Origin of the sequence: Breznakia blatticola (assembly GCF_004365815.1) — a bacterium.
Lineage (GTDB): Bacteria > Bacillota_I > Bacilli_A > Erysipelotrichales > Erysipelotrichaceae > Breznakia > Breznakia blatticola.
Genome location: NZ_SODD01000005.1, coordinates 32,364 through 53,071 on the forward strand (window position 1 = coordinate 32,364; position 20,708 = coordinate 53,071).

Below are 20,708 nucleotides of genomic sequence, written 5' to 3' on the forward strand. Positions count from 1 at the left end.
GAAACCAATCGAAATCCATCTTTTTTTATTTAATGATATTTGAATTCTTTGTTTTCTTATGAAAACATGAAATAATGAAAAGAAAAGTAAACTATTTTACTAGCAAAAACGTTATATAGATGAGAGGAGGAAATTATGAATGAAAAAAGAATAATAAAAAAGATTCGTAAAGGTGATCAGGAATCACTAAATCAGTTCATTGAGTTTCTCTATCCTCAAGTATATCGGTTTGTATATCGAAAATTACAAGGTGATGCTGAGTGTGCAGATATTACACAGGAAACATTTATTCGTTTTATAAGTAATATAACGACTTATAAAGTACAAGAAAAAGTAATTCATTATCTATATCGAATTGCATCGAATTTATGTATCGATTATTGGCGCAAACAAGAACGGATGATGTTTCATGAACTAGAAGTAGAACGTATAGAGGACACGAATATACAACCACATGAATCGATATTGAAAAAGTTAGAAAGTGAAGAATTATTAAAGTGTATTGCAAAGTTGCCAAGTTTTCAACAAGATGTCATACTCTTACGGTATTTTGAACAACTTAACTTTCGTGAGATTGCAGCAGTATTGGAAGTAAATGAAAACACGATTAAAAGTCGACATAAATTGGCACTACATAGGTTAGAAATTATTATGAAAGGAGATAAGTCAAATGAAAAGAGAAATCATAATTCCAAAAGAAAAGATGCAAGAAACAAAGATTGCTTGCACTAAAGTACTTTATGAAGTGCAAGCTAAAAATGAGAATAATCCTTATAAAATTGCTTTTGAATTTCTTCATTATGAATTACATAATTATGTACGATTAACATTCATTGGACTTTTTCTTTTATGTATATCTAGTTGTTTAGAGATATTTCGAAATATGCTTATTCCGATTATAGTTCTATATTTACTCATGATTATTTTGATAGGATTGTTTGAAGCATATAGAAATTCGTATTATCAAATGGATGAATTACTTGCAACAACAATGATTTCACCAATGCATGCTATTTTATATAAGGTAAGTGTAATCCTAATAATAGAATGTGCTGTATTTGCATTTCTGGGAATACTTACAAGCATACTGAACATTGATTACTATTTCCAAATTGTAGCAATATTATTATTTCCATTAGTAATTACTAGCTTATTGTGCTTGATATACATGAAAGTATTCAAGCAGCCAATCTTATGCATTTTAGCTAGTTTAGTTAGTTATGCAAGTCTATCAATCGCGTGTTATTGGGTATTGTATTTTTCATGGTTATTAGAACAACAACTTATTTTGTATAGTGTGTTCGCACTTGTTTTATACATCATTGTATTCATTAAGATAATGAGAAATAGTAAAGGAGGATCCTATGGAGTATATTATTAAAAATGTGTCCAAAACGTTTAAGAAGCGCTTAGTTGTTAGAGATGTAGAAATAAAACTACAACCAGGAATACATGCTGTACTTGGTGCGAATGGCAGTGGAAAAACAACTCTATTTCGTATTCTTTGTGGTGTATTGAATGCAGATAGTCAGCCATTGATTTCGCTAGATGGAATTCTTTTACACAAACAGCGTGAAAACTATTTATCTTCAATTGGATATCTTCCTCAACAATTTGGATATTATCCAAATTATTCAATAGATCAATTCTTATATTATATGGGTGTGGTGAAAGGTTTAAAATCTGAATACATTAAGAAACGAATGGAAACTCTGTTAATACAACTTCGCCTAGAACAACATAGAAAAAAGAAAATGAAAAACTTGTCTGGTGGTATGCTGCGACGAGTGGGTATTGCACAAGCATTATTAAATGAACCAAAAGTTTTAATACTTGATGAACCTACAGTAGGATTGGATCCAAAGGAAAGAATCAATTTCAAAAATATACTTACATCACTAGCGCAGGATACTATTATCTTGTTATCAACACATATAGTGAGTGATATTGAAAATGTTGCAGATGATATTATTGTGATGAAAGAAGGTTCAATTATTTTTCATGACAAAGAAGATCAACTGTTAGAATCAATTCAAGGAAAAGTATGGGAGATACAAATTCCAACAATACAAGCATCTAGTTTACTTGAGCAAAATAATATTGTCGAAAAACATACAATGCAAGACAATACAATCTTGCGAGTTGTAAGCGAAGACATTCCGCATCCACAAGCAAAAGTAATAAAGCCAAAATTGGATGATTTTTATTTGTATCATTTTAGAGAGGTATTAGATGCTAGCACTTATTAGAGAAGAAGCAATTAAACTATTTCGAAAGAAAACTTTATGGATTATATTTATCGTTTTGCTTGGGTATGTTTCGTATGCAACATACGATAATTATCAAGAAGTGATACCTAAAAATCATTACCTACTTAATGAAAGTGGAGAACAACTAACTGGAATCGAGGCGATTCGTTACATCGATGAGAAACGACACGAGCTTGCTGGTAATGTTGATAAAGTCTTCATTCAAAAATACAACGAAAAGTATGATGAAGCGTTAAGGAAAGCTGGATACTATAATCTTGAAGAAGATACAGAACGTATGAATCAACTATACACAGATGAAAATAAAAAAATGCTTGAAAGATATATTGAGGCATCAAAAAACTGGAATTTTGATGATGAATTGCAGGAATGGATTGGTGCGTTTGATATGTATATTTATTGTGCAAACGAAAATGAATCGGACATGACATGTTCATTTTTACCATTGTACAAACAAGAATCAGAAGTACAAACTGTTCACGCAATTTATGATCAAGCAAATACCTTCTTTCCGTTGATAAAACCACAAACTAGTGAGAAACCAACAGATTCAAAGACTTTTTTAGATATTGGATTACAGTATATGATTGATAAGGATACTCATATTATTTTAAAGTGGGGAGATATCGATGGAGTAAATTATCAACAATTCTTTGTGCCTATGAAACCAAACAAGGAAATTGGTCAGTATTTAGATACAAGCCCGTATTGGCAGCAAATGAATAAGGAATATTTACAAACGAATACTTACTATGATTCACTGATCGGTACAGAATTGTACGTGAAAAACTTAGGTGAGATAGATAGTGTATTTGGGGTTTCCTTATTATTGTTTTTTGTGCTTTTATTTGGAGATTTGTTTTCATATGACTCACAAACGAAAACGGATCAGATTATTTACTCAAGTGCATATGGTGGAAAACAGTTACGTTTTGCTCGTTGTATAACTGCATGTATTTTCGTCGTCATGACTGTTTTGATTAGTGAACTACTCATATTGCTCATTAGTCATGCAATTGTACCAATTCGTGGACTGGATCTTGCTGTAGTCATGCAGGATGGATTGTTTAATATATATCAAAGTCATTTAAATGTTCAATACGGAACGATGGTATTAGCATCAATTGGGTTGTTTATAATGGCGTGTATTGCGGTTAGTTCATTGACTATGATGCTTTCATACTTGTTAAAAAACCGAATTGTTACAACCATAATAATGTTTATGTTCATCATTATTACATTCTTTTATGTATTTCCATTAGACATATCACTTACAGGGATGCAGTCTTTTCTTCCAAGTGTGATGCTTAAATTTGAACAGTATTTTCAATATAATGCATCTGGAAGTAATGGGACTTTCTTACCATACATAACAGTATTTGGTCATGTGTTTGGACGTTACCAATTTGTTATTGGATTTTGGATTGCAATAAGTACGATACTTTGTTTAATGATTACATTTGTAAATGTCCATAAAGAGATATCGCATTAATGAAAAAAGTTGAGATCAAACGTCTCAACTTTTTCAATAGAAATTAATGTTAATTTTCAAGTTTCTTTAGTTTCCAAATGTCATGTACATACTCTTCAATGGTACGATCACTGGAGAAAAATCCAGAACGAGCAATATTGATTAATGCTTTTTTAGTCCAATTTGTTTGATCTTTATAAAGATGTTGTACATGCTCTTGTGCTTTGATGTAAGCCTTAAAATCTTTAGCGACTAAATAGTAGTCATTTTCTTTTTCAAAGTAATCAATGATTGGTTGGAAATCTTTTAAATTTTTAATGAAATTTAGGATATTTTGAAGTTCTTTATCAGCTTTGATATCATCTTCTACTTTATAATCAGAAGCATGGATTGCAAATACATCATCTTTCTGTAAACCAAAGATCTCGATGTTTTCATATCCAACAAGATCATAGATTTCCACATTTGCACCATCCATTGTTCCTAATGTAATTGCACCATTCATCATGAATTTCATGTTACCCGTTCCACTCGCTTCAAATCCGGCAGTTGAAATTTGCTCGGAAATATCAGCAGCTGGAATGAGTTTTTCTGCATAACTTACGTTGTAGTTAGTTACCATAATAACTTGTAGTTTATTTGAAATACGAGTATCTGCATTAATGATATCGGCAATTGTGCGTATGAGATGAATCGTGTTTTTTGCTAGAACATAACTTGGTGCTGCTTTTGCCCCAAAGATAAATGTTTGTGGATAAAAGTTTTCTCTAAATGTAACATCATCAAGTAAGCGATGATACAAATAAATAATATGGAAAACATTCAATAACTGACGTTTATATGCATGAAGACGTTTGATTTGAATATCTAAGATAGAACTCTCATGAATTGAAATGCCTTCGTGTTCTTGAATATAAAGATTCAATTGATGTTTGTTTTTTGCTTTAATCTCTTGCAGTTGTGTAAGCACATCTTGATTATCCACTTGTTTTTCAAATTCTTTAAACCAAGAAATTGGTTGACTAGAAAGTGCATCATCACTATATTTTTTAACTAATTGATACAGCTCTGGGTTTGCATATTGGAACCAACGTCGATGTGTGATTCCATTTGTTTTATTATTGAATTTTTGTGGGTAATGATCTGCCCATATTTTCATTTCTTTTTCGATAAGAATTTTTGTATGTAAGGCTGCAACCCCGTTCACACTAAAACTTCCAACGATGGCAAGATTTGCCATACGTACTTTCTTATTACCTATGATAGCCATTTTCTTTATTTGCGATTTTGGATAGTTGTATGCTTTTAGTGAATCTAAGAACATGTCATTGATATCTTCAATCATTTGGTAGATACGAGGTAGTAGTTTTTTCATCATCTTTGCATCCCAAGTTTCTAGTGCTTCTGCTAGTATTGTGTGGTTTGTATAAGCAATACATTTTGATGTAAGTGCATAAGCATCTTCAAGACTGTATCCATGTGTATCTACAAGTGTGCACATTAATTCAGGAATAAGTAATGTAGGATGTGTATCATTGATTTGCATTACTACATAATCTGCTAAGTTATCTAATGTTCCATGTTTTGCTAGATGCTTTTTAAGAATGTTTTGCAGTCCTGCACTAACAAATAAATACTGTTGTTTTAAGCGTAATTCTTTACCTTTTGGCGTTGAATCATCGGGATATAAACAACTCACGATATCCATGATTTCTTTTTCATAAACATCGAAATTCTTTTGGTTTTCTAAAGGTAATACATCATACATCCGTAATGTGTTTGTTGTTAGTGATGCACCAACTATTGGCATATCGTATGGCATTGCTAAAACATCAACAGTATCGGTTAATGTATATTTACCATCTTCTGCTTTTATTAGTTTTCCATAGTATGAAACGATGGCAGCATCTTCACTGATTTTATTTTCCCAAACATTTCTGTTATTTAACCAAAGGTCAGGTAATTCGACTTGTTTGTTATCCACAAAGATTTGCTTGAAAAAGCCATGACGATAACGAAGCGTGACTCCATGTCCTGGATAATTTAGTGATGCAATAGAATCCATGAAACAAGCAGCAAGTCGACCTAAACCACCATTTCCTAATCCTGCATCTTCTTCTTCAAATTCGATATCCTTAATTGATATGCCATAGGGTTGTAGAACATCGTCTACTGCTTTTAATAGTTGCATGTTTTGCAAGTTATTAATGAGCAGTCGTCCCATTAGAAATTCCATGGAAAAGTAATACAATTGTTTAGCATCTTGTGTATCTATTTTCTTTGTGGTTTGTGCAACACTACTAGCAGCCATGTTTTGAATCATTAAGGCTAGTGCAATATACATTTCATTTTTACTAAGTTCTGAAAAGTCTTTTGAAAATAGTTGTATTGCGCTTTGTTGAAGTTGTTCTTTGATCTGATGCATTTAGTTTTCCTCCCAGATAATACGTAAAGCTAAAGGTTCTAATGTCAATGATGTTGTTTCTGTAGTGGAAAACAACACCTTATAGTTGTGTAATGGTAAATCAAAGGTACATGTATCTTTCAAATTTGCATTTGCTAGAATGTACAAGCGTTGTTTATCATCTTGAAAATGGAAGATGATTTCATCTTTATTTGGTGTAGTTAAATAAGCAACATGCTCTTTTTTTGTAAGTAGTTCACGATAGGTATCTTTAATCTTTGCGATTTGCATAAGCGTATCCATAAATGGTTCGTAATCATTTAGATAATGAAATTCATATTTATCGAACAATGCGAGTTTCTTATAGTATGGATCATGTTCTTCAAGTGCATATAATGTATGCTCATCTACATCAACACCAGTATTCATCGCTTGTTTTTCTAGCAATTCTTGTCCCGAATTCATAAAAGGGGCAAAATTGTAGGCAAATTGATTAAGAATACTAATAAGCATACTTGTTTTATATCCACCTTTACGTGAGATAAGTCGTGGGGTATCGTGTGTTTCACCTGAAGCAAAAACCAAAGTAGGTAAACTCATACCATTGTAATAGAAATCACGTGTTAATTGCTCATCAAAACGATGGGTGTGATAAAATCCATCTCCAATAATGAGATCATAGCCAAGACGTTTCGCTTTTGTTGCGCTGTTTTTGTTTGCTGCTAATTCTTCAGCAATGAAGTAAAAATCAGATTTACATGCTTTGGCTTTCTTGATAATCAACTCCGTTAATGGTTCAGGAAGTGCATGTCCCATATCAATTCTAGCCCCATCCAAACCAAAGTTTTCGATATAGTAAGGAAGGATATCACTTAATACATCCCATAATGGTTGATTTGGAATTTCACCTGGAAATAGATTGGCTTTTATTGTGTCAAAAAGAATGTATGGTGTTGTAATGTCTGTTAAGTGTTTGTCCTTTACAATCTTTGGTTGGTCCATATACATTCGAAAGAATGTTACATCACTCCATGCAGGTTGCACATCATTCAGTTGATCACTGAAGGCAGGAGCAACAGTCATTTGAAATTCTTGACGAATTAATTCCAGTGGATTGTATTGTGGATTTGCTTTATATGTAGCAACAAGTTTTTCCCATTTTTTTGGATTGCGAATACTTGGTGCTTCTTTAAATTTTGCAATATGTTCATGCGTTTCTTTTGCAGCATATAAGGGTTCGATATATTTTTCTTCAATTGGTGTAGTTGGTGGGATTCCATCAACTCGTGGTGGTTTGTAATCATCTAAATCTTGTAGATCAATCCAATAAAACCAATCTGGATGTGATATAAGCAAGGTTGTATTTACAGAGTTTGTTCGTGGAATAATATCAAGTACAACACGCATACCAAGAAGATGACATGCTTCAATAAATGCTTTGAACTGTTCATCGAGTGTCATTTCATCTTTTGTGATAGGATCAAATAAATCTTTATCAATGGTAAAGAAATCACTTACGCCATAAACAGAGCCAAGTTCACCTTTTTTATCCATGCGTGAATACTGCATGATAGGTAATAAATAGATCACATTGATTCCCATTGCTTTTAGTGTTGGTAAATAGGCAATCATTTTGACAAATGTACCAGTTTCCTTAAAGCCTTCGCGATTCATTACATCGAGTTGCTTATCTTGATTGTGATCAAAAGTTGTTGATGTACGTATCATTGTTGAATAGTAATATGCATCTTTATAATCTTGGATTTGCGGTTGTGGATGACTGATAATATAGTCGATTTGTTCCTTATAGTATTGGTATGGTTGCACACAAAATACTTTTTCATTTTCATGTTTGTGATGGATATAGGTCCATGCTTTAGGAACATAGTATGGAGAACATGTTTCATGTTCGTATGTTTGTAATATATTTCTTAATTTTGTTAGAGCAGTATATTTCATAAGATGACCTCTTTATCTGTTATATAAAAATGGTAGGCTATTCACTGTTGAATTGCAATCGAAATAAATTAAAGTTGAAAGGATATATATCATTTTATGCAATGAACTTCTTTTTCGATTGATGATATACTTAGTATATTGGAATATGAGGAGTTATTGTTATGGACAAACATACAACATATAAGTGGTGGAAAGAGGCAGTTGGATATCAAATTTATCCAAAGACGTTTTATGATGCAAATCATGATGGACACGGAGATATTCAAGGGATTATTGAAAAGCTACCTTACTTTCAAGCACTAGGTATTGATTTTCTTTGGATTTGTCCATTCTTTGATTCACCATTAGATGATAATGGCTATGATGTGCGTGATTACTACAAAGTCCATGAAAACTTTGGAAGTATGCAAGATATCAAAACGTTGATCACAACAGCAAAGAAATATAACATTCGAATTATTGTGGATTTAGTTTTGAATCACACATCAGATGAACATGCTTGGTTTATGGATGTAAAAAACAATCCAGATAGTAAATATCGAGATTACTATATTATTCAAAAAGCAAACCAAAAGATGCCACCAAATAACTGGGGAAGTTTCTTTGGTGGAAGTGCATGGGAAAAACTAAATGATGATGAATACTATTTAAAAATATTCTCTAAAAAAATGCCGGATTTAAACTGGGCAAATAAAGAACTACGAAGTGCATTGTATCAGATTGCTTTGTGGTGGTTAGAACTAGGTGTTGATGGCTTTCGTATTGATGCAATTGCACATATCGCAAAAGATACAACGTATGAAAATTCAACACTTAAAAGTGAAACAATGTTTGTCTCAGATTGGTCAAAGTTTTCAAATTTACCACAGGTACATGCATACATTCGTGAATTTCATGAAGAAGTTTTGGCACCAAATGATGCATTTGCAGTCGGTGAAGTGGGTGGTGATCCAAGTATTGAGGATGTCTTAAAGTATTGTGCATTTGATCGTAAAGAATTAGATGTTACATTTACATTTGATCATATGTGGTGTAATAACATTGACACAGCAACATCACTAGCAAACCTTAAAACAAATGTACAAGAATTAAAAGAGAAACTGGAGTACTGGCAAGTATCTTTGATTAAGAGAGCTTGGTATCCATTATATTGGAATAATCATGATTTTAATCGTGTCGTTTCAAATTATGGAAGTCAAAAATATCCGCAACAATCCGCGAAAGCATTAGCAACACTTATGTATGGAATGTGGGGAACCATGTTTATTTATCAAGGGGAAGAAATCGGAATGGAAAACTATCCATTTACGTCAATTGACCAATTTGAAGATGTACAAGCTAAAGGTCAATATGCAGCAACACCAACATCACAAAAAGAAGCATTTTTAAAGAAACTCATTATGACATCTCGAGATAATGTGCGAACTGCTATGCAGTGGGATGATACGACAAATGCCGGGTTTTCACCAGTAAAGACAGATATCTTAATACATCCAAAGTATAAAGAAATAAATGTTCAACAACAGATGCAAGATCCAAACTCCGTATGGCAGTATTATAAAAAAATTATCAAACTTAAGAAATCTAATAAAACATTCATCTATGGTGATATTGTTTTTAAAGATGTCATTGATGAACAAGTCATTCAATATGAGAGATTTGATGATACCAATCACTATCTTATTATTGTTAATCTAGGCGAATATGAGTGTGTAATTGAAATACCAAAAGTAATATCGATTGTACTAACAAATACAAGTGTAACTGCAATTTGCGAAACAACACTTACATTAGCAGCTTATGATTCCTATATTCTAAAAATCAAATAGTAAAATGCGCACCTATCGAATTGATAACGTGCGCATTATTTATAATTATTCTACTTTGATTCTAAAACGTGAATTTCAAAATTAGCAGATCCATCAAATGTTAATTGATATGCAATGATGTACGCATCACTTTCATCTTCATTATACTCTTTTGCATAACATTGAATCATCATTTCATTTTGTTTGTCATCTGCTTCACTATCTTCTAAAAAATGACAGGTGTCATCTAAACTACTTTGTATTGACTTTGGTGTATTACCAGTTCCAATTGAAATTGCACCATCTTCAGTAATGATAGTCGTTGGTGAATAAGTAACAGATTTTCCATCAATTTCACTTGTTAGGACAAGTTCAAATGTTTTTGTTTCTACACCGCTTATCGATTGTGTAGATAGATTCTTACTTTCTATTCTTGGATTACTGGCTTGATATGTAGACTTTGAATTACTACATGAACACAATAAACAAATTAGCAGTGATACCATAATGATTTTCTTCATACATTAACCTCCTTTTTTCTGTTGCGATAAAAAATGTACTCTTTAATAAATAGTATATATTTATAATGACATGCATTATTTAAGTTGTCAATACTGTATTATATTGTTTATTAATTAGATTATTTCATTCAAAGAGTTTGTAGTATGTTTTGATGAACGAGAAAGAAAATATCAATATTTTAGGTTTTATAGTTAAACTTATAATTATATTAGTTAGTAAATAAGACAAGTGAAAATTTTTCATGACACTACCTCCTCTGCAATTTGACAGATTACTTTATTACTTTTTAATAAATAGTAATATTGATAAAATAAAACACTTAGTTTGCGTGACAAATATCTTTACATACTTAAGTGCTTTTCCTATAATTATTTTAGAGGTTTGATCGTATGAGAAACACAAAAGAAATAATTAACACTGCAATAAGTAATACTCATTTTGTATTGTCGAAAAACAAAGATACTCGTAATATATCGAAATATATGAAATATCTTTTCTTTTTCTATTTTATCGCATCTGCAATATTATATATATACCAATCAATTATGCGCATAAATGGACTTTATCAGAGTGAACTATATTATTCGATATATCGAATAATGCTGATATCATTTTATATAGTAATTCCATGCTTATATTATTATCTTGTTAAGCGAAATAAAATGAATTTATCTGATAAAAATTTCTTGTACTCATTTATGATAATACCGATTTTGTTGTCATTTAATAGTCTCGTTTTTATTCTTATATACTATTTTGATTCAATTATAATGTATTATATGCATTTAATGATACCGTTGGAAGTAATTATTATGATAGCTGCTTTTTTACTTATATATAACTTTACGAAAAGAAAGGCTTTTTTAATACCTATTATTTTTTTGTTAATCTATTTTGCATGTGTTGTTTATGTAAGGATAACTATGGAGACAGCGGTTGAATTGACAGATTATTTTCTTTTTATAGTTAAAATGAACGATTGTTTTGTTTGGTTTGAAGGTTTTAATATAATTCCGATTATTTCTTTATTGTATTGCTGGTTATTATTGAGAAGTGCTAAAGATGTCGACTAAACTTCTTCAGACGTCAAAGGTATTCGAATCAAATATTCGTTTGCAAATGATCGCAAGCCTTTCAGTATCTGATTTAACATATCGCGAATTAAAAGATATTTGTGAATGCTCAGATGGTAATATGACGACTCATACAAAAAAGTTAATCGAAAATGATTATATCTCTGTTAAAAAAGAGTTTATTAACAATAAGCCGCAAACTACATATTCGTTAACAAAGAAGGGAAGACGTGAATTCTTAGAATATGTAAATATACTAAATAGTCTTACTACAGGAAGCAAATAATGAAGATTTCAATATTAATTTACTTAACGAGTTTATTTTTGAATTTGTAAAGAATGGTTTAGATGATTTTTATGCTAACTATATAAAATTGATACAAAGAGAAAATAGTATAACTGTAATTGTTAATGAACGAAACACTATTACATCGATGGTAAATTGTATCGTTCTAGAGATATTGCAGTAAGTAAAACCTATATTGTGAACTTTGATTCATAAGGAGTAAAGTATTATCGCGCTAAAAATGAACCCGTATAATTTTGTTTGGAGTTATATGGGTTTTTAATAGATATTATGACAAGTTGTGCGGATACATAATAATGGACATTGTATCCTGCGAGAGTCGCTATACAAATTTATGACGTTTAAAAAGCGAGAATAAATTGTTAAAAAAAGATCTGCTTCCTTTTTAAATTCGATATTTAATTTTGCTAGCTTCTATAAAATTTTCACTTTTAATAAAAAAGTTTTGTCTTGCACTAACTTCAGAATTAATTATTATATTAAACTACTCTTCTTTGCGGAGTTTAGTTATATACTTCGAGAGTTGAGAAAGTGAAGTATGAATGCTAAAAGCTTGCAAGATATGTTACAAATATGTTCATGACATTTTGCTTGTGTTTCATAGAATACATTTGTACATTACATGATTCATGCTATACTTTTTTTGAAAGTGTAGGGAATAGAATATGGCTGGAAGCAAATTTAAAGAGCGTTTGCTTCGTAGTTCCTTATTGAAAATTATTCGATTACTTGTAATCGTTTCTATTGTTTTTGCTGTTGGATTTTTGGGAGTGACGATGGCAAAAAATGAATTTAAAGCGGATCATAATTTAGATATGATGCGTGATTTTTTTCAATCGAATTACGATAATGCAAAAGAGTTCTTGACCAATGATGCGCAACAAGAAATATTTAGAGAAATATTAGAAGATGAGACATCACAAATCGTTTTAGAAGGTAAGTTAAATCAATACAATAATAAAAATGATCTTACAGCAAAAGCGATATTGTTTGATGTACATGGAGAAGTAAAATATTCAACATATAGTGAACATGAGCTCTCAAGAGCTTTATTATCACATAGTATTCTCGTAAGTAATAATGCAAGAGGATTAAAAACGGAAGATGTTTATACTTCTACGTATTTTAAACAAGCACGTGGTTTTTCTGATTATATTATGATGAAAGAAATCGCGGATGAACAAGGGCAAACTCTCGGGTTTATGACGTTGTATTTGTCTGGTGAAGACTGGAGTTATTATATGTCATTTTATAACTGTGATGGAGTGATTACGGATAGTAATGATATTGTCATATTCTTTAATGAACCAAAAGTACTGCAAAATGATTACTACTTTTACACAAATGATAAAAGTGTAAAAATTCGTGATGATCGCTATTGGGTAATAAAGAAATATTCGCAAAAATATGATGTGAATTTCTATTCTATGGTATTTAACCCAACAAGTTATGAAATTCCTTTTGCTTTGATGATGGTCGCAATCATAGGTATTTTGTGGTATCGAGCAATCAAAGATATGGCAAATACAATGGCAGATAAGAATTCAAAATCTATTAGTTTGCTTGCTAGTGAGATTGATATTATTAAAGATGAGAATCCTGAACATCGTATTGCAATTTCAACGCAAGATGAATTTGAAGCAGTAGCAAACCAAATCAACACATTGCTTGATAGAGTACAGGAACTGCATAATGAAAATACACAATTACTTGAACTAAATAATATGGTCGAGATGAAACAACTGACAGCTCAGTTTAATCCACATTTCTTATATAATACACTAGAGATTTTAAGGAATTTATGGGCTGTGGATAAAGAAAGAGCAGATCGTCTTATTTATCAGTTAACACAAGTATTACGATATAGCATCAATAACGCGAAACGCGATGTACAACTTGCAGAGGATATGATTTATATCAATCACTATTTAGAAATACAAAAATTACGTTATGGTGATCGATTTGAATGTAGTATTGATATTGAAGATAATTGTTACACATGTGTGATTCCAAAGTTACTATTACAACCAATGATAGAAAATAGTATCAAGTATGGATATCTAAAAGTAAAGAAACTAAAGATTCAAATTCGAGCATATATGAATGATAATGTGCTATACATTATGATCAAAGATAATGGGCATGGTATGGAACATGATCGAGAACTTGAAATGCAAGAATATATTAAGGGGACACAAGAAGCTGAAGAGTCTTTTGGTTTGTATAATGTTGCTAGACGCTTAGAGTTGCAATATGCAGGAGTCAGCGGAATTGAACTTGTCAATGAACAGGGAATTGGATTAGAAGTATGGATAAAAATAGAACAATCAAAATTGGGGTGAAAATGTGGTATATAAAGTATTAGTAGTAGAAGATGAAGAAATTATTAGAAAAGGGTTAATCTACAATACAAACTGGGCAGCATTAGATTGTGTTGTGATTGGTGAAGCAGGAGATGGTGAAGAGGCAATTGAAGCAATCAAAAGCAAAGAACCAGATATTGTGCTTGTGGATGTAAATATGCCTGTAGTGAATGGATTAGACATGTTAAAGGCAACAAAAGATTACTCATATGTGGCAATTGTACTTTCTGGATATGCTGAGTTTAGCTATGCACAAGAAGCAATACGACTTGGAGTAACTCGCTATTTAACCAAACCCGTGCAGGAACAAGAATTGGTTGCAGCAATTACTAGTGCAAAAAAGAAAATTCAAAAAAATCGTTTCGTATCAGAAAATCAAGAAGAACTACAAAAAGTAAAAGAGATGGAAGTTATAGCAATTCCAAAAGCTGCACATAAGGATGAGTTGGTAGAGAAAATGCTCAACTACATCGATGCGTATTACCAGGATCGTATTCAAATGCGTGATTTAGCAGATGCATTTAATTATAGTGAGGTATTTCTTAATAAGCGATTTAAACATGTAGTAGGGACAACTTTTATTGATTTCTTAAATAAATATCGTGTTCAAGTTTCATTGAAGTATTTAAAGGAGAAACAATACACACTTGAAGAGATTGGTGCATTTGTTGGTATACCTGATCCAAAGTACTTTCGTGTTGTATTTAAGCGCTATGTAGGATATAGTCCACGCGAGTTTATTACAATTTTAGAACAAACAACAGAAACAAGATAGGTGCCCCTTTAATGTCATTAAGTTAAGTAATAGAATTGTAAGAGGAGTCAATTAATTTTGACCCCTCTTTTTTTCTATTGACTTTTACTACAAAATTTGGGCGCTCCGCGCCTTTCGTAAGAGAGGTATATGGAGGTCGCTTAATTATGAAAATCGTATTTTTTATCTGTTTCATATTTTTAGTTCATAAAAATAGAATAGGAGGACTTTCTAATGTCTGATTATTCTAATAAAGTTTTACGAGTTTTCAATTCCCATATTGATACTCTTGCGTCCGAGAAAAATAGCCGGAACCTTGTAAATAACATCTATTCTGATTTCACTAGAAATCGCAAATTATCTTTCCAAGATTTAATGAAAATCATTATTTTTTCTGCTGCTAAACCTATCAAAGAAGAATTATGGGATTACTTTGATTATGATGCGAATACTGCATCCTCAAGTGCATTTGTCCAAGCAAGAGATAAACTTAATTCCACTGCATTTAAGGAACTATTTTATTTATTGAATTCTTCTTTCCCTTGTAGAAAATTATACAATGGGTATCAACTTCTCGGTGTTGATGGCAGTGATCTTTCTATTCCTCTTGATTTAACTGATGCAGATACTTTAACTTCTTGTGGTTCCAATCTAAAGCAAATGAGTCAGTATCACATCGACTCTGCTTATGATCTGCTAGAACATCGATACGTTGATATGATAATAACTGGCTGTAAAAATAAAAACGAACCTAAATCGCTTGTGTCAATGGCTGAATCTCATCCAAAGGACAACGTTATTTATATTGCGGATAGATATTATGCTACTTGGAATACTATGGCACATATTATGAATGCAAATAAATCTTTCGTTATTCGCTCCAAAGACATTGAATCAAAAAGTAGTTTACTTAAAAAGTTCAATTTACCAAATGAAGAGTTTGATGTAGATGTTCACACGATTCTAACAAAGAAACAAACGAAAGAGATCCGAAGTCAACCTGATACATATCGATTTATTTCAACAACAACGACATTTGATTATATCGAAACTGTTAATGATGAATACCCAATTGGTTTTCGAGTTGTACGTTTTAAAGCGAATGGCGACGAGGAATATGAATCAATCTTAACTAATCTATCAAGAGAAGAATTCCCTGCTACTGCTATTAAAGAGTTATATAAATTGCGTTGGGGGATAGAGGTTTCTTTTCGCCATCTTAAGTATGCAACTGCACTTAAAGTGTTACATAGTAAAAAAAGAAACAGTATTCAACAAGAGATTTGGGCAAAGGCTATTTTGTATAATTTATCTATGCTTATCATAAATAAAACTTGTGATAAAGTAGAGAAACGGCGTAAATGGGAGTATAAAATCAATCTTACAAGTGGTATTCATCTCATTCGCGAAATGATAAAAAGAAAAGGTGGTTTCCCACCCAGCTTCAAAACGATAATATCCAAGGAACTTCTTCCAATACGCCCTAACCGACAGAACGAAAGAAATGTAAGAATTCAACGAACCATTGGTTTCAATTATCGTTTCTCTTAAGCAATTACATTATAACCTAACTTCAAAAAATGTTCACTACAAAGAACATCTTTTTAGCATGTTCTTTACTGCTTGAAATATCACAACTTTTAGAAGACAACAAAAAAGCCAAGCAAAATTCACTTCATCGATGAATTTTGCTTGGTTAATGGATTCTTAACTTAATGACATTAGGTGCCCCTTTCTTGTTTTGTTTTTTATCCAATTGTTATTTATTTTGAGTGTAAACGCTTACAAATTGTTGGTAAGATACAAACAGTTAGAAAGTAAGAGGTGGATTTTATGAGTGTTGAGATTTCAATTAGAAACGCTGTAAAAAGATATGGGGAGAATACAATCATTGAGGATTTATCATTAGATGTAAAAAATGGGGAGTTTTTTACCTTACTAGGTCCTTCAGGATGTGGAAAAACGACACTGCTTAGAATGATTGCTGGATTCAATACGATTGAAGGTGGAACGTTTAAATTTAACGATACCTTAATCAATATAATGAATCCAGAAAAAAGAAATATTGGGATGGTATTTCAAAACTATGCCATCTTCCCAAATATGTCTGTAAGAAAAAATGTTGAATTCGGATTGAAACATAAGAAGAATTTGAAAGTGGACATCAAAGAAGAAACAAATAAATTCTTAAAATTAGTAAAAGTTGATGGATATGCAGATCGAATGCCAGATCGTTTATCGGGTGGACAACAACAACGTGTTGCACTTGCTAGAGCTTTAGTTATTAAGCCAGATGTATTGTTGATGGATGAGCCATTATCAAATCTAGATGCAAAACTTCGTGTAGAAATGCGTACAGTAATTAAGGAGATTCAAAGAGAAGTTGGGATTACAACGATTTATGTAACGCATGATCAAGAAGAAGCGATGGCGGTATCTGATCGAATTGCAGTAATGAAAGATGGAGTGATTCGTCACTGTTCGACACCGCAAAAGATTTATCAAAGACCTGCGGATGTATTTGTTGCTACATTTATTGGGAAATCGAATTTACTACAAGCTAAAGTAGTTAAAGAAAATGATACACAATATGTAGAATTTCTAAATGGATATAAAGTTGTATTCAATGATATGAAAGATGCAAACCATGAGGAAAAGGTGACAATTTCTGCTAGACCAGAAGAGTTAACTGTACACAAAGAAGTGCAAAAAGATGGAATCAAAGGAATTGTAAAAGATAGTGTATTCCTTGGGTTGAATACGCATTACTTCGTTGATCTTGAAACAAATGAAGAAATTGAAATTATTCAAGAATCAGAAATTGGAGAAATTATACAACCAGGTAGTGAAATTACATTAACAATCAATACCAAAAAAGCAAATGTATTTAGCGAAGATGGAAATAGTTTAATGCATGGTGTAGATAACATCACTACAAAAGAACAGGCGGATAAAGCGCTATGACAAATACAAAGAAACAAGATATATGGACGTATGTGTCCATTGGACTAGCCGCTTTATTTATTTTATTTCTAGTATTTCCACTAGGTAAATTATTAAAAGAAGCAGTATATACAAATGGGGAGTTCTCATTAGATGCATTTGTGAAGTTCTTTCAAACACCGTACTATTACACATCGATATTCAATAGTACGAAAGTTGCATTAACTGTAACTGCATTAAGTTTACTATTGGGGATTCCATTCTCCTATTTCTATACCTTCTTTAAAATGAGAGGGAAGAAAGTATTATTTGTGCTTGTCTTACTATCGACAATGTCTGCTCCATTTATCGGAGCCTATGCATGGGTATTATTGATGGGAAATTCTGGATTGATTACAGAATTTCTGGCGAAAATAGGAATTACGGATTTCTCAATATATGGATTTGGTGGAATTGTATTTGTACAATCGATGAAGCTTTTCCCATTAGTTGTAATCTATATGAATGGAGCATTCAAAGATATTGATAACAGTTTACTTGAAGCAGCAGAGAGTATGAACTGTACGGGACTTAAAAAATTCAAAGAAGTTATTATGTCATTAACTATGCCAACCATTTTGGCTGCTGCATTACTTGTATTTATGCGATCGTTTGCAGATTTTGGAACACCAGTTTTAATTGGACGTGGGTATTCAACATTCCCAGTATTAATTTACCAACAATTCTTAGGTGAGAATGGTACGGATTATCACTTTGCATCAGCCATTAGTGTTATTGCGATTTTAGTAACAGGATTAATCTTTATTATTCAAAAATACGCGACAAACAAATTTAAGTTTACAATTAATGCAATGCATCCAGTGCAACCAAAGAAAGCAAAACGTTTTCAAAATATGTTTATGCATGGATTTAACTATATCTTAGTTGCATTGGCGATGTTGCCACAATTTTATGTCATTAACATGTCATTTAGAAATTATCGAAATTCCATCTTACAACCAGGATATTCACTAGTGAATTACCAAAAGGCGATGGAAAAAGATTTATTTAGATCACTTGGTAATACATTACTGATTAGTGTAGTTACATTAACTGTTGTAATTATTATTGCTGTTCTTATTGCATACTTGGTAGTAAGACGTAAAAATGCATTTAACAATGCAATAGATGTTGTTTCTATGTTGCCATATGTAATGCCAGGAGGAGTTATTGGTATTGCAATGATTATTGCCTTTAGTGGAAAACCATTCTACTTAACAGGAACAATTGCGATTATGGTTATTGCTCTGGTGATTCGACGAATGCCATTTACCAGTCGATCCGCAACTGCCGCAATGATGAAAATACCTGAAAGTATCGAAGAAGCTGGAATAAGTTTAGGAGCTTCAAAATTACAGACATTCGTTAAAGTTACCATACCAATGATGTCGAGCGGAATTATTGCCGGTGCGGTATTGAGTTGGGTATCTATTATTACTGAGATGTCATCAGGAGTTATGTTATACAATAATAAAACGATTACCTTAACATTAAGTGCATACGCTGCCATTAACAATGGTACATATGGAGTTGCAGCGGTGTTTGCGACAATAACGACAATCTTTACAATTATTAGTTTAGTGATTTATTTGAAATTTGCCAAAACCGAAGATGTTTCGGTCTAAAAGGAGGACATTATGAAAAAATTAAAAGGATTATTTTTAGTAGCAATGCTGTTATTAGCAGCATGCTCAGGAAGTGGAGGAGATGGTGATTCAAGTGATAAATCAGATGAAGCAAAACGTCCAGAATGGGCGCGTCCAGTTGATGAAATAACTGGAACAATCACGGTTTACACGACAATGGAAGAAACACAACAAGAAGCATTAAAAGAAATTTGGAATGATATTTATCCAAATTCAAAAATTGAAATTCAAACAGATTCATTAGGAACACTTTCTACTCGTATTCGCAGTGATGAAAAAAATGATGCAGATGTAATCGTAGGAGGATTATTCCAAGCGGATGGTGATACATACCACGATATCTTAGAAAAATATACATCACCATTAGATGGAGAACAAGGGGACTATGTTGATCCAAATGGATACTACACATACTACGATGTACAAGTAATGAGTTTAGTTGTAAACCCTAAACTTGCAGAAGACTTAGGTGTGGAAATTAAAGGATACAAAGATTTATTAGATAAAAAATTAAAAGGAAAAATTATTCTTGCAGCTCCAGATGCAACTTCATCAGGATGGCGTCAAGTACAAACGATGTTAGCTGTTATGGGTGATGAGTTTGATGATGACAAAGCTTGGGAATACATTGAACAATTAATGCCACAAGCATTCAGTACAACATCATCAAAAGATGTGTATAACTTAGTAACAAATGGTGAATATGTAGTTGGATTATCATACGAATCAACAGTAGATGCATTAATTCGTGATGGTGCACCAATCGAAAATGTATACATGGTAGAAGGAAATACAGCAATGGCCACAGCTGGAGCAATCGTAAAAGATGCTCCAAATAAAGATGCAGCTGAAGCAATGATGGATTTATTAGCATCACGTGAATTCCAAGATATCCGTGCGGAAAGATCATCAGGTAGAGGAACAAACGTTAACAGTAAATTAGTTGATTTACCAGAAGAAAAAGAATTGAACTTAACAAAATTAGACTTCGATTACCTTATTGAAAATAAAGCAAAAATCATGGATCGTTGGAACACACTTTGGAATAAAACACACTAGTTAAAACTACATAAAGTTGTTAAACATATGAGGTGATGTAAAAAACTAGGGGTATACAATCTCTAGTTTTTCTTTCATCATCTATCAAGG

15 protein-coding genes are annotated in these 20,708 nt (G+C 32.0%); 12 read left to right on the forward strand and 3 right to left on the reverse strand.

Annotated features, from left to right (window positions below):
• Positions 1–135: 135 nt before the first annotated feature.
• Genes EDD63_RS02600 through EDD63_RS02615 form a run of 4 tightly spaced genes read left to right on the forward strand, consistent with a single transcriptional unit; the run spans position 136 to position 3,762 of the window.
• A complete protein-coding gene (locus tag EDD63_RS02600; protein ID WP_134168202.1) occupies positions 136–732 on the forward strand; it encodes an RNA polymerase sigma factor in 597 nt (198 codons plus the stop codon).
• A complete protein-coding gene (locus EDD63_RS02605; RefSeq protein ID WP_134168204.1) occupies positions 671–1,381 on the forward strand; it encodes a hypothetical protein in 711 nt (236 codons plus the stop codon). Before EDD63_RS02600 ends, EDD63_RS02605 begins: the two co-directional genes overlap by 62 nt.
• Positions 1,365–2,249, forward strand: coding sequence for an ATP-binding cassette domain-containing protein (locus EDD63_RS02610; protein ID WP_134168206.1), 885 nt, complete (start codon positions 1,365–1,367; stop codon positions 2,247–2,249). The genes EDD63_RS02605 and EDD63_RS02610 overlap by 17 nt, the downstream gene beginning before the upstream one ends.
• Entirely contained in the window at positions 2,233–3,762 is a 1,530-nt protein-coding gene (locus tag EDD63_RS02615; protein WP_134168208.1) for a hypothetical protein, read from the forward strand. The genes EDD63_RS02610 and EDD63_RS02615 overlap by 17 nt, the downstream gene beginning before the upstream one ends.
• Before the next feature lie 49 nt (positions 3,763–3,811).
• On the opposite strand, the gene glgP is transcribed toward EDD63_RS02615, so the two are convergent.
• Positions 3,812–6,166, reverse strand: a complete 2,355-nt coding sequence (gene glgP / locus EDD63_RS02620; RefSeq protein ID WP_134168210.1) for a glycogen/starch/alpha-glucan family phosphorylase — start codon at positions 6,164–6,166, stop codon at positions 3,812–3,814.
• Positions 6,167–8,104, reverse strand: coding sequence for an alpha-amylase family protein (locus EDD63_RS02625; RefSeq protein WP_134168212.1), 1,938 nt, complete (start codon positions 8,102–8,104; stop codon positions 6,167–6,169). It abuts the gene before it with no gap.
• A 161-nt stretch (positions 8,105–8,265) separates the two neighbouring features.
• Between EDD63_RS02625 and EDD63_RS02630 the strand changes: the two genes are divergently transcribed.
• Positions 8,266–9,933, forward strand: a complete 1,668-nt coding sequence (locus tag EDD63_RS02630; protein WP_134168215.1) for a glycoside hydrolase family 13 protein — start codon at positions 8,266–8,268, stop codon at positions 9,931–9,933.
• Positions 9,934–9,983: 50 nt separating this feature from the next.
• Here EDD63_RS02630 and EDD63_RS02635 read toward each other — a convergent pair whose 3' ends face one another.
• Complete coding sequence (locus EDD63_RS02635) at positions 9,984–10,433, reverse strand: hypothetical protein (RefSeq protein ID WP_134168217.1); 450 nt, start codon at positions 10,431–10,433, stop codon at positions 9,984–9,986.
• A gap of 1,063 nt (positions 10,434–11,496) precedes the next feature.
• Between EDD63_RS02635 and EDD63_RS02640 the strand changes: the two genes are divergently transcribed.
• The 7 genes from EDD63_RS02640 (at position 11,497) to EDD63_RS02670 (ending at position 20,618) form a co-directional block, all read left to right on the forward strand.
• Positions 11,497–11,793 carry a transcriptional regulator gene (locus EDD63_RS02640; RefSeq protein WP_134167437.1) on the forward strand — a complete coding sequence of 99 codons (297 nt, stop codon included), beginning with the start codon at positions 11,497–11,499 and terminating at the stop codon, positions 11,791–11,793.
• A gap of 686 nt (positions 11,794–12,479) precedes the next feature.
• Positions 12,480–14,156, forward strand: coding sequence for a sensor histidine kinase (locus EDD63_RS02645; RefSeq protein ID WP_134168219.1), 1,677 nt, complete (start codon positions 12,480–12,482; stop codon positions 14,154–14,156).
• Between the two features lie 4 nt (positions 14,157–14,160).
• Entirely contained in the window at positions 14,161–14,952 is a 792-nt protein-coding gene (locus EDD63_RS02650) for a response regulator transcription factor (RefSeq protein ID WP_134168221.1), read from the forward strand.
• A 213-nt stretch (positions 14,953–15,165) separates the two neighbouring features.
• The gene (locus tag EDD63_RS02655) at positions 15,166–16,482 is read left to right on the forward strand and encodes an IS4 family transposase (RefSeq protein WP_134168223.1); all 1,317 of its coding nucleotides are present in this window, start codon (positions 15,166–15,168) and stop codon (positions 16,480–16,482) included.
• A gap of 282 nt (positions 16,483–16,764) precedes the next feature.
• Complete coding sequence (locus tag EDD63_RS02660; RefSeq protein ID WP_134168225.1) at positions 16,765–17,895, forward strand: ABC transporter ATP-binding protein; 1,131 nt, start codon at positions 16,765–16,767, stop codon at positions 17,893–17,895.
• Positions 17,892–19,538 (forward strand): ABC transporter permease, encoded by a 1,647-nt coding sequence (locus tag EDD63_RS02665; RefSeq protein WP_134168227.1) that lies wholly within the window; start codon positions 17,892–17,894, stop codon positions 19,536–19,538. The genes EDD63_RS02660 and EDD63_RS02665 overlap by 4 nt, the downstream gene beginning before the upstream one ends.
• Before the next feature lie 12 nt (positions 19,539–19,550).
• A complete protein-coding gene (locus tag EDD63_RS02670; protein WP_134168229.1) occupies positions 19,551–20,618 on the forward strand; it encodes an extracellular solute-binding protein in 1,068 nt (355 codons plus the stop codon).
• The last annotated feature ends 90 nt before the right edge of the window (positions 20,619–20,708 follow it).

Coding starts and splice junctions, on each gene's coding strand:
- EDD63_RS02645 (WP_134168219.1), top strand. CDS start 12,480: ATGGCTGGAAGCAAATTTAAAGAGCGTTTGCTTCGTAGTTCCTTATTG.
- EDD63_RS02640 (WP_134167437.1), top strand. CDS start 11,497: ATGTCGACTAAACTTCTTCAGACGTCAAAGGTATTCGAATCAAATATT.
- EDD63_RS02605 (WP_134168204.1), top strand. CDS start 671: ATGAAAAGAGAAATCATAATTCCAAAAGAAAAGATGCAAGAAACAAAG.
- EDD63_RS02610 (WP_134168206.1), top strand. CDS start 1,365: ATGGAGTATATTATTAAAAATGTGTCCAAAACGTTTAAGAAGCGCTTA.
- EDD63_RS02665 (WP_134168227.1), top strand. CDS start 17,892: ATGACAAATACAAAGAAACAAGATATATGGACGTATGTGTCCATTGGA.
- EDD63_RS02670 (WP_134168229.1), top strand. CDS start 19,551: ATGAAAAAATTAAAAGGATTATTTTTAGTAGCAATGCTGTTATTAGCA.
- EDD63_RS02625 (WP_134168212.1), bottom strand. CDS start 8,104: ATGAAATATACTGCTCTAACAAAATTAAGAAATATATTACAAACATAC.
- EDD63_RS02635 (WP_134168217.1), bottom strand. CDS start 10,433: ATGAAGAAAATCATTATGGTATCACTGCTAATTTGTTTATTGTGTTCA.
- EDD63_RS02615 (WP_134168208.1), top strand. CDS start 2,233: ATGCTAGCACTTATTAGAGAAGAAGCAATTAAACTATTTCGAAAGAAA.
- glgP (WP_134168210.1), bottom strand. CDS start 6,166: ATGCATCAGATCAAAGAACAACTTCAACAAAGCGCAATACAACTATTT.
- EDD63_RS02600 (WP_134168202.1), top strand. CDS start 136: ATGAATGAAAAAAGAATAATAAAAAAGATTCGTAAAGGTGATCAGGAA.
- EDD63_RS02655 (WP_134168223.1), top strand. CDS start 15,166: ATGTCTGATTATTCTAATAAAGTTTTACGAGTTTTCAATTCCCATATT.
- EDD63_RS02660 (WP_134168225.1), top strand. CDS start 16,765: ATGAGTGTTGAGATTTCAATTAGAAACGCTGTAAAAAGATATGGGGAG.
- EDD63_RS02630 (WP_134168215.1), top strand. CDS start 8,266: ATGGACAAACATACAACATATAAGTGGTGGAAAGAGGCAGTTGGATAT.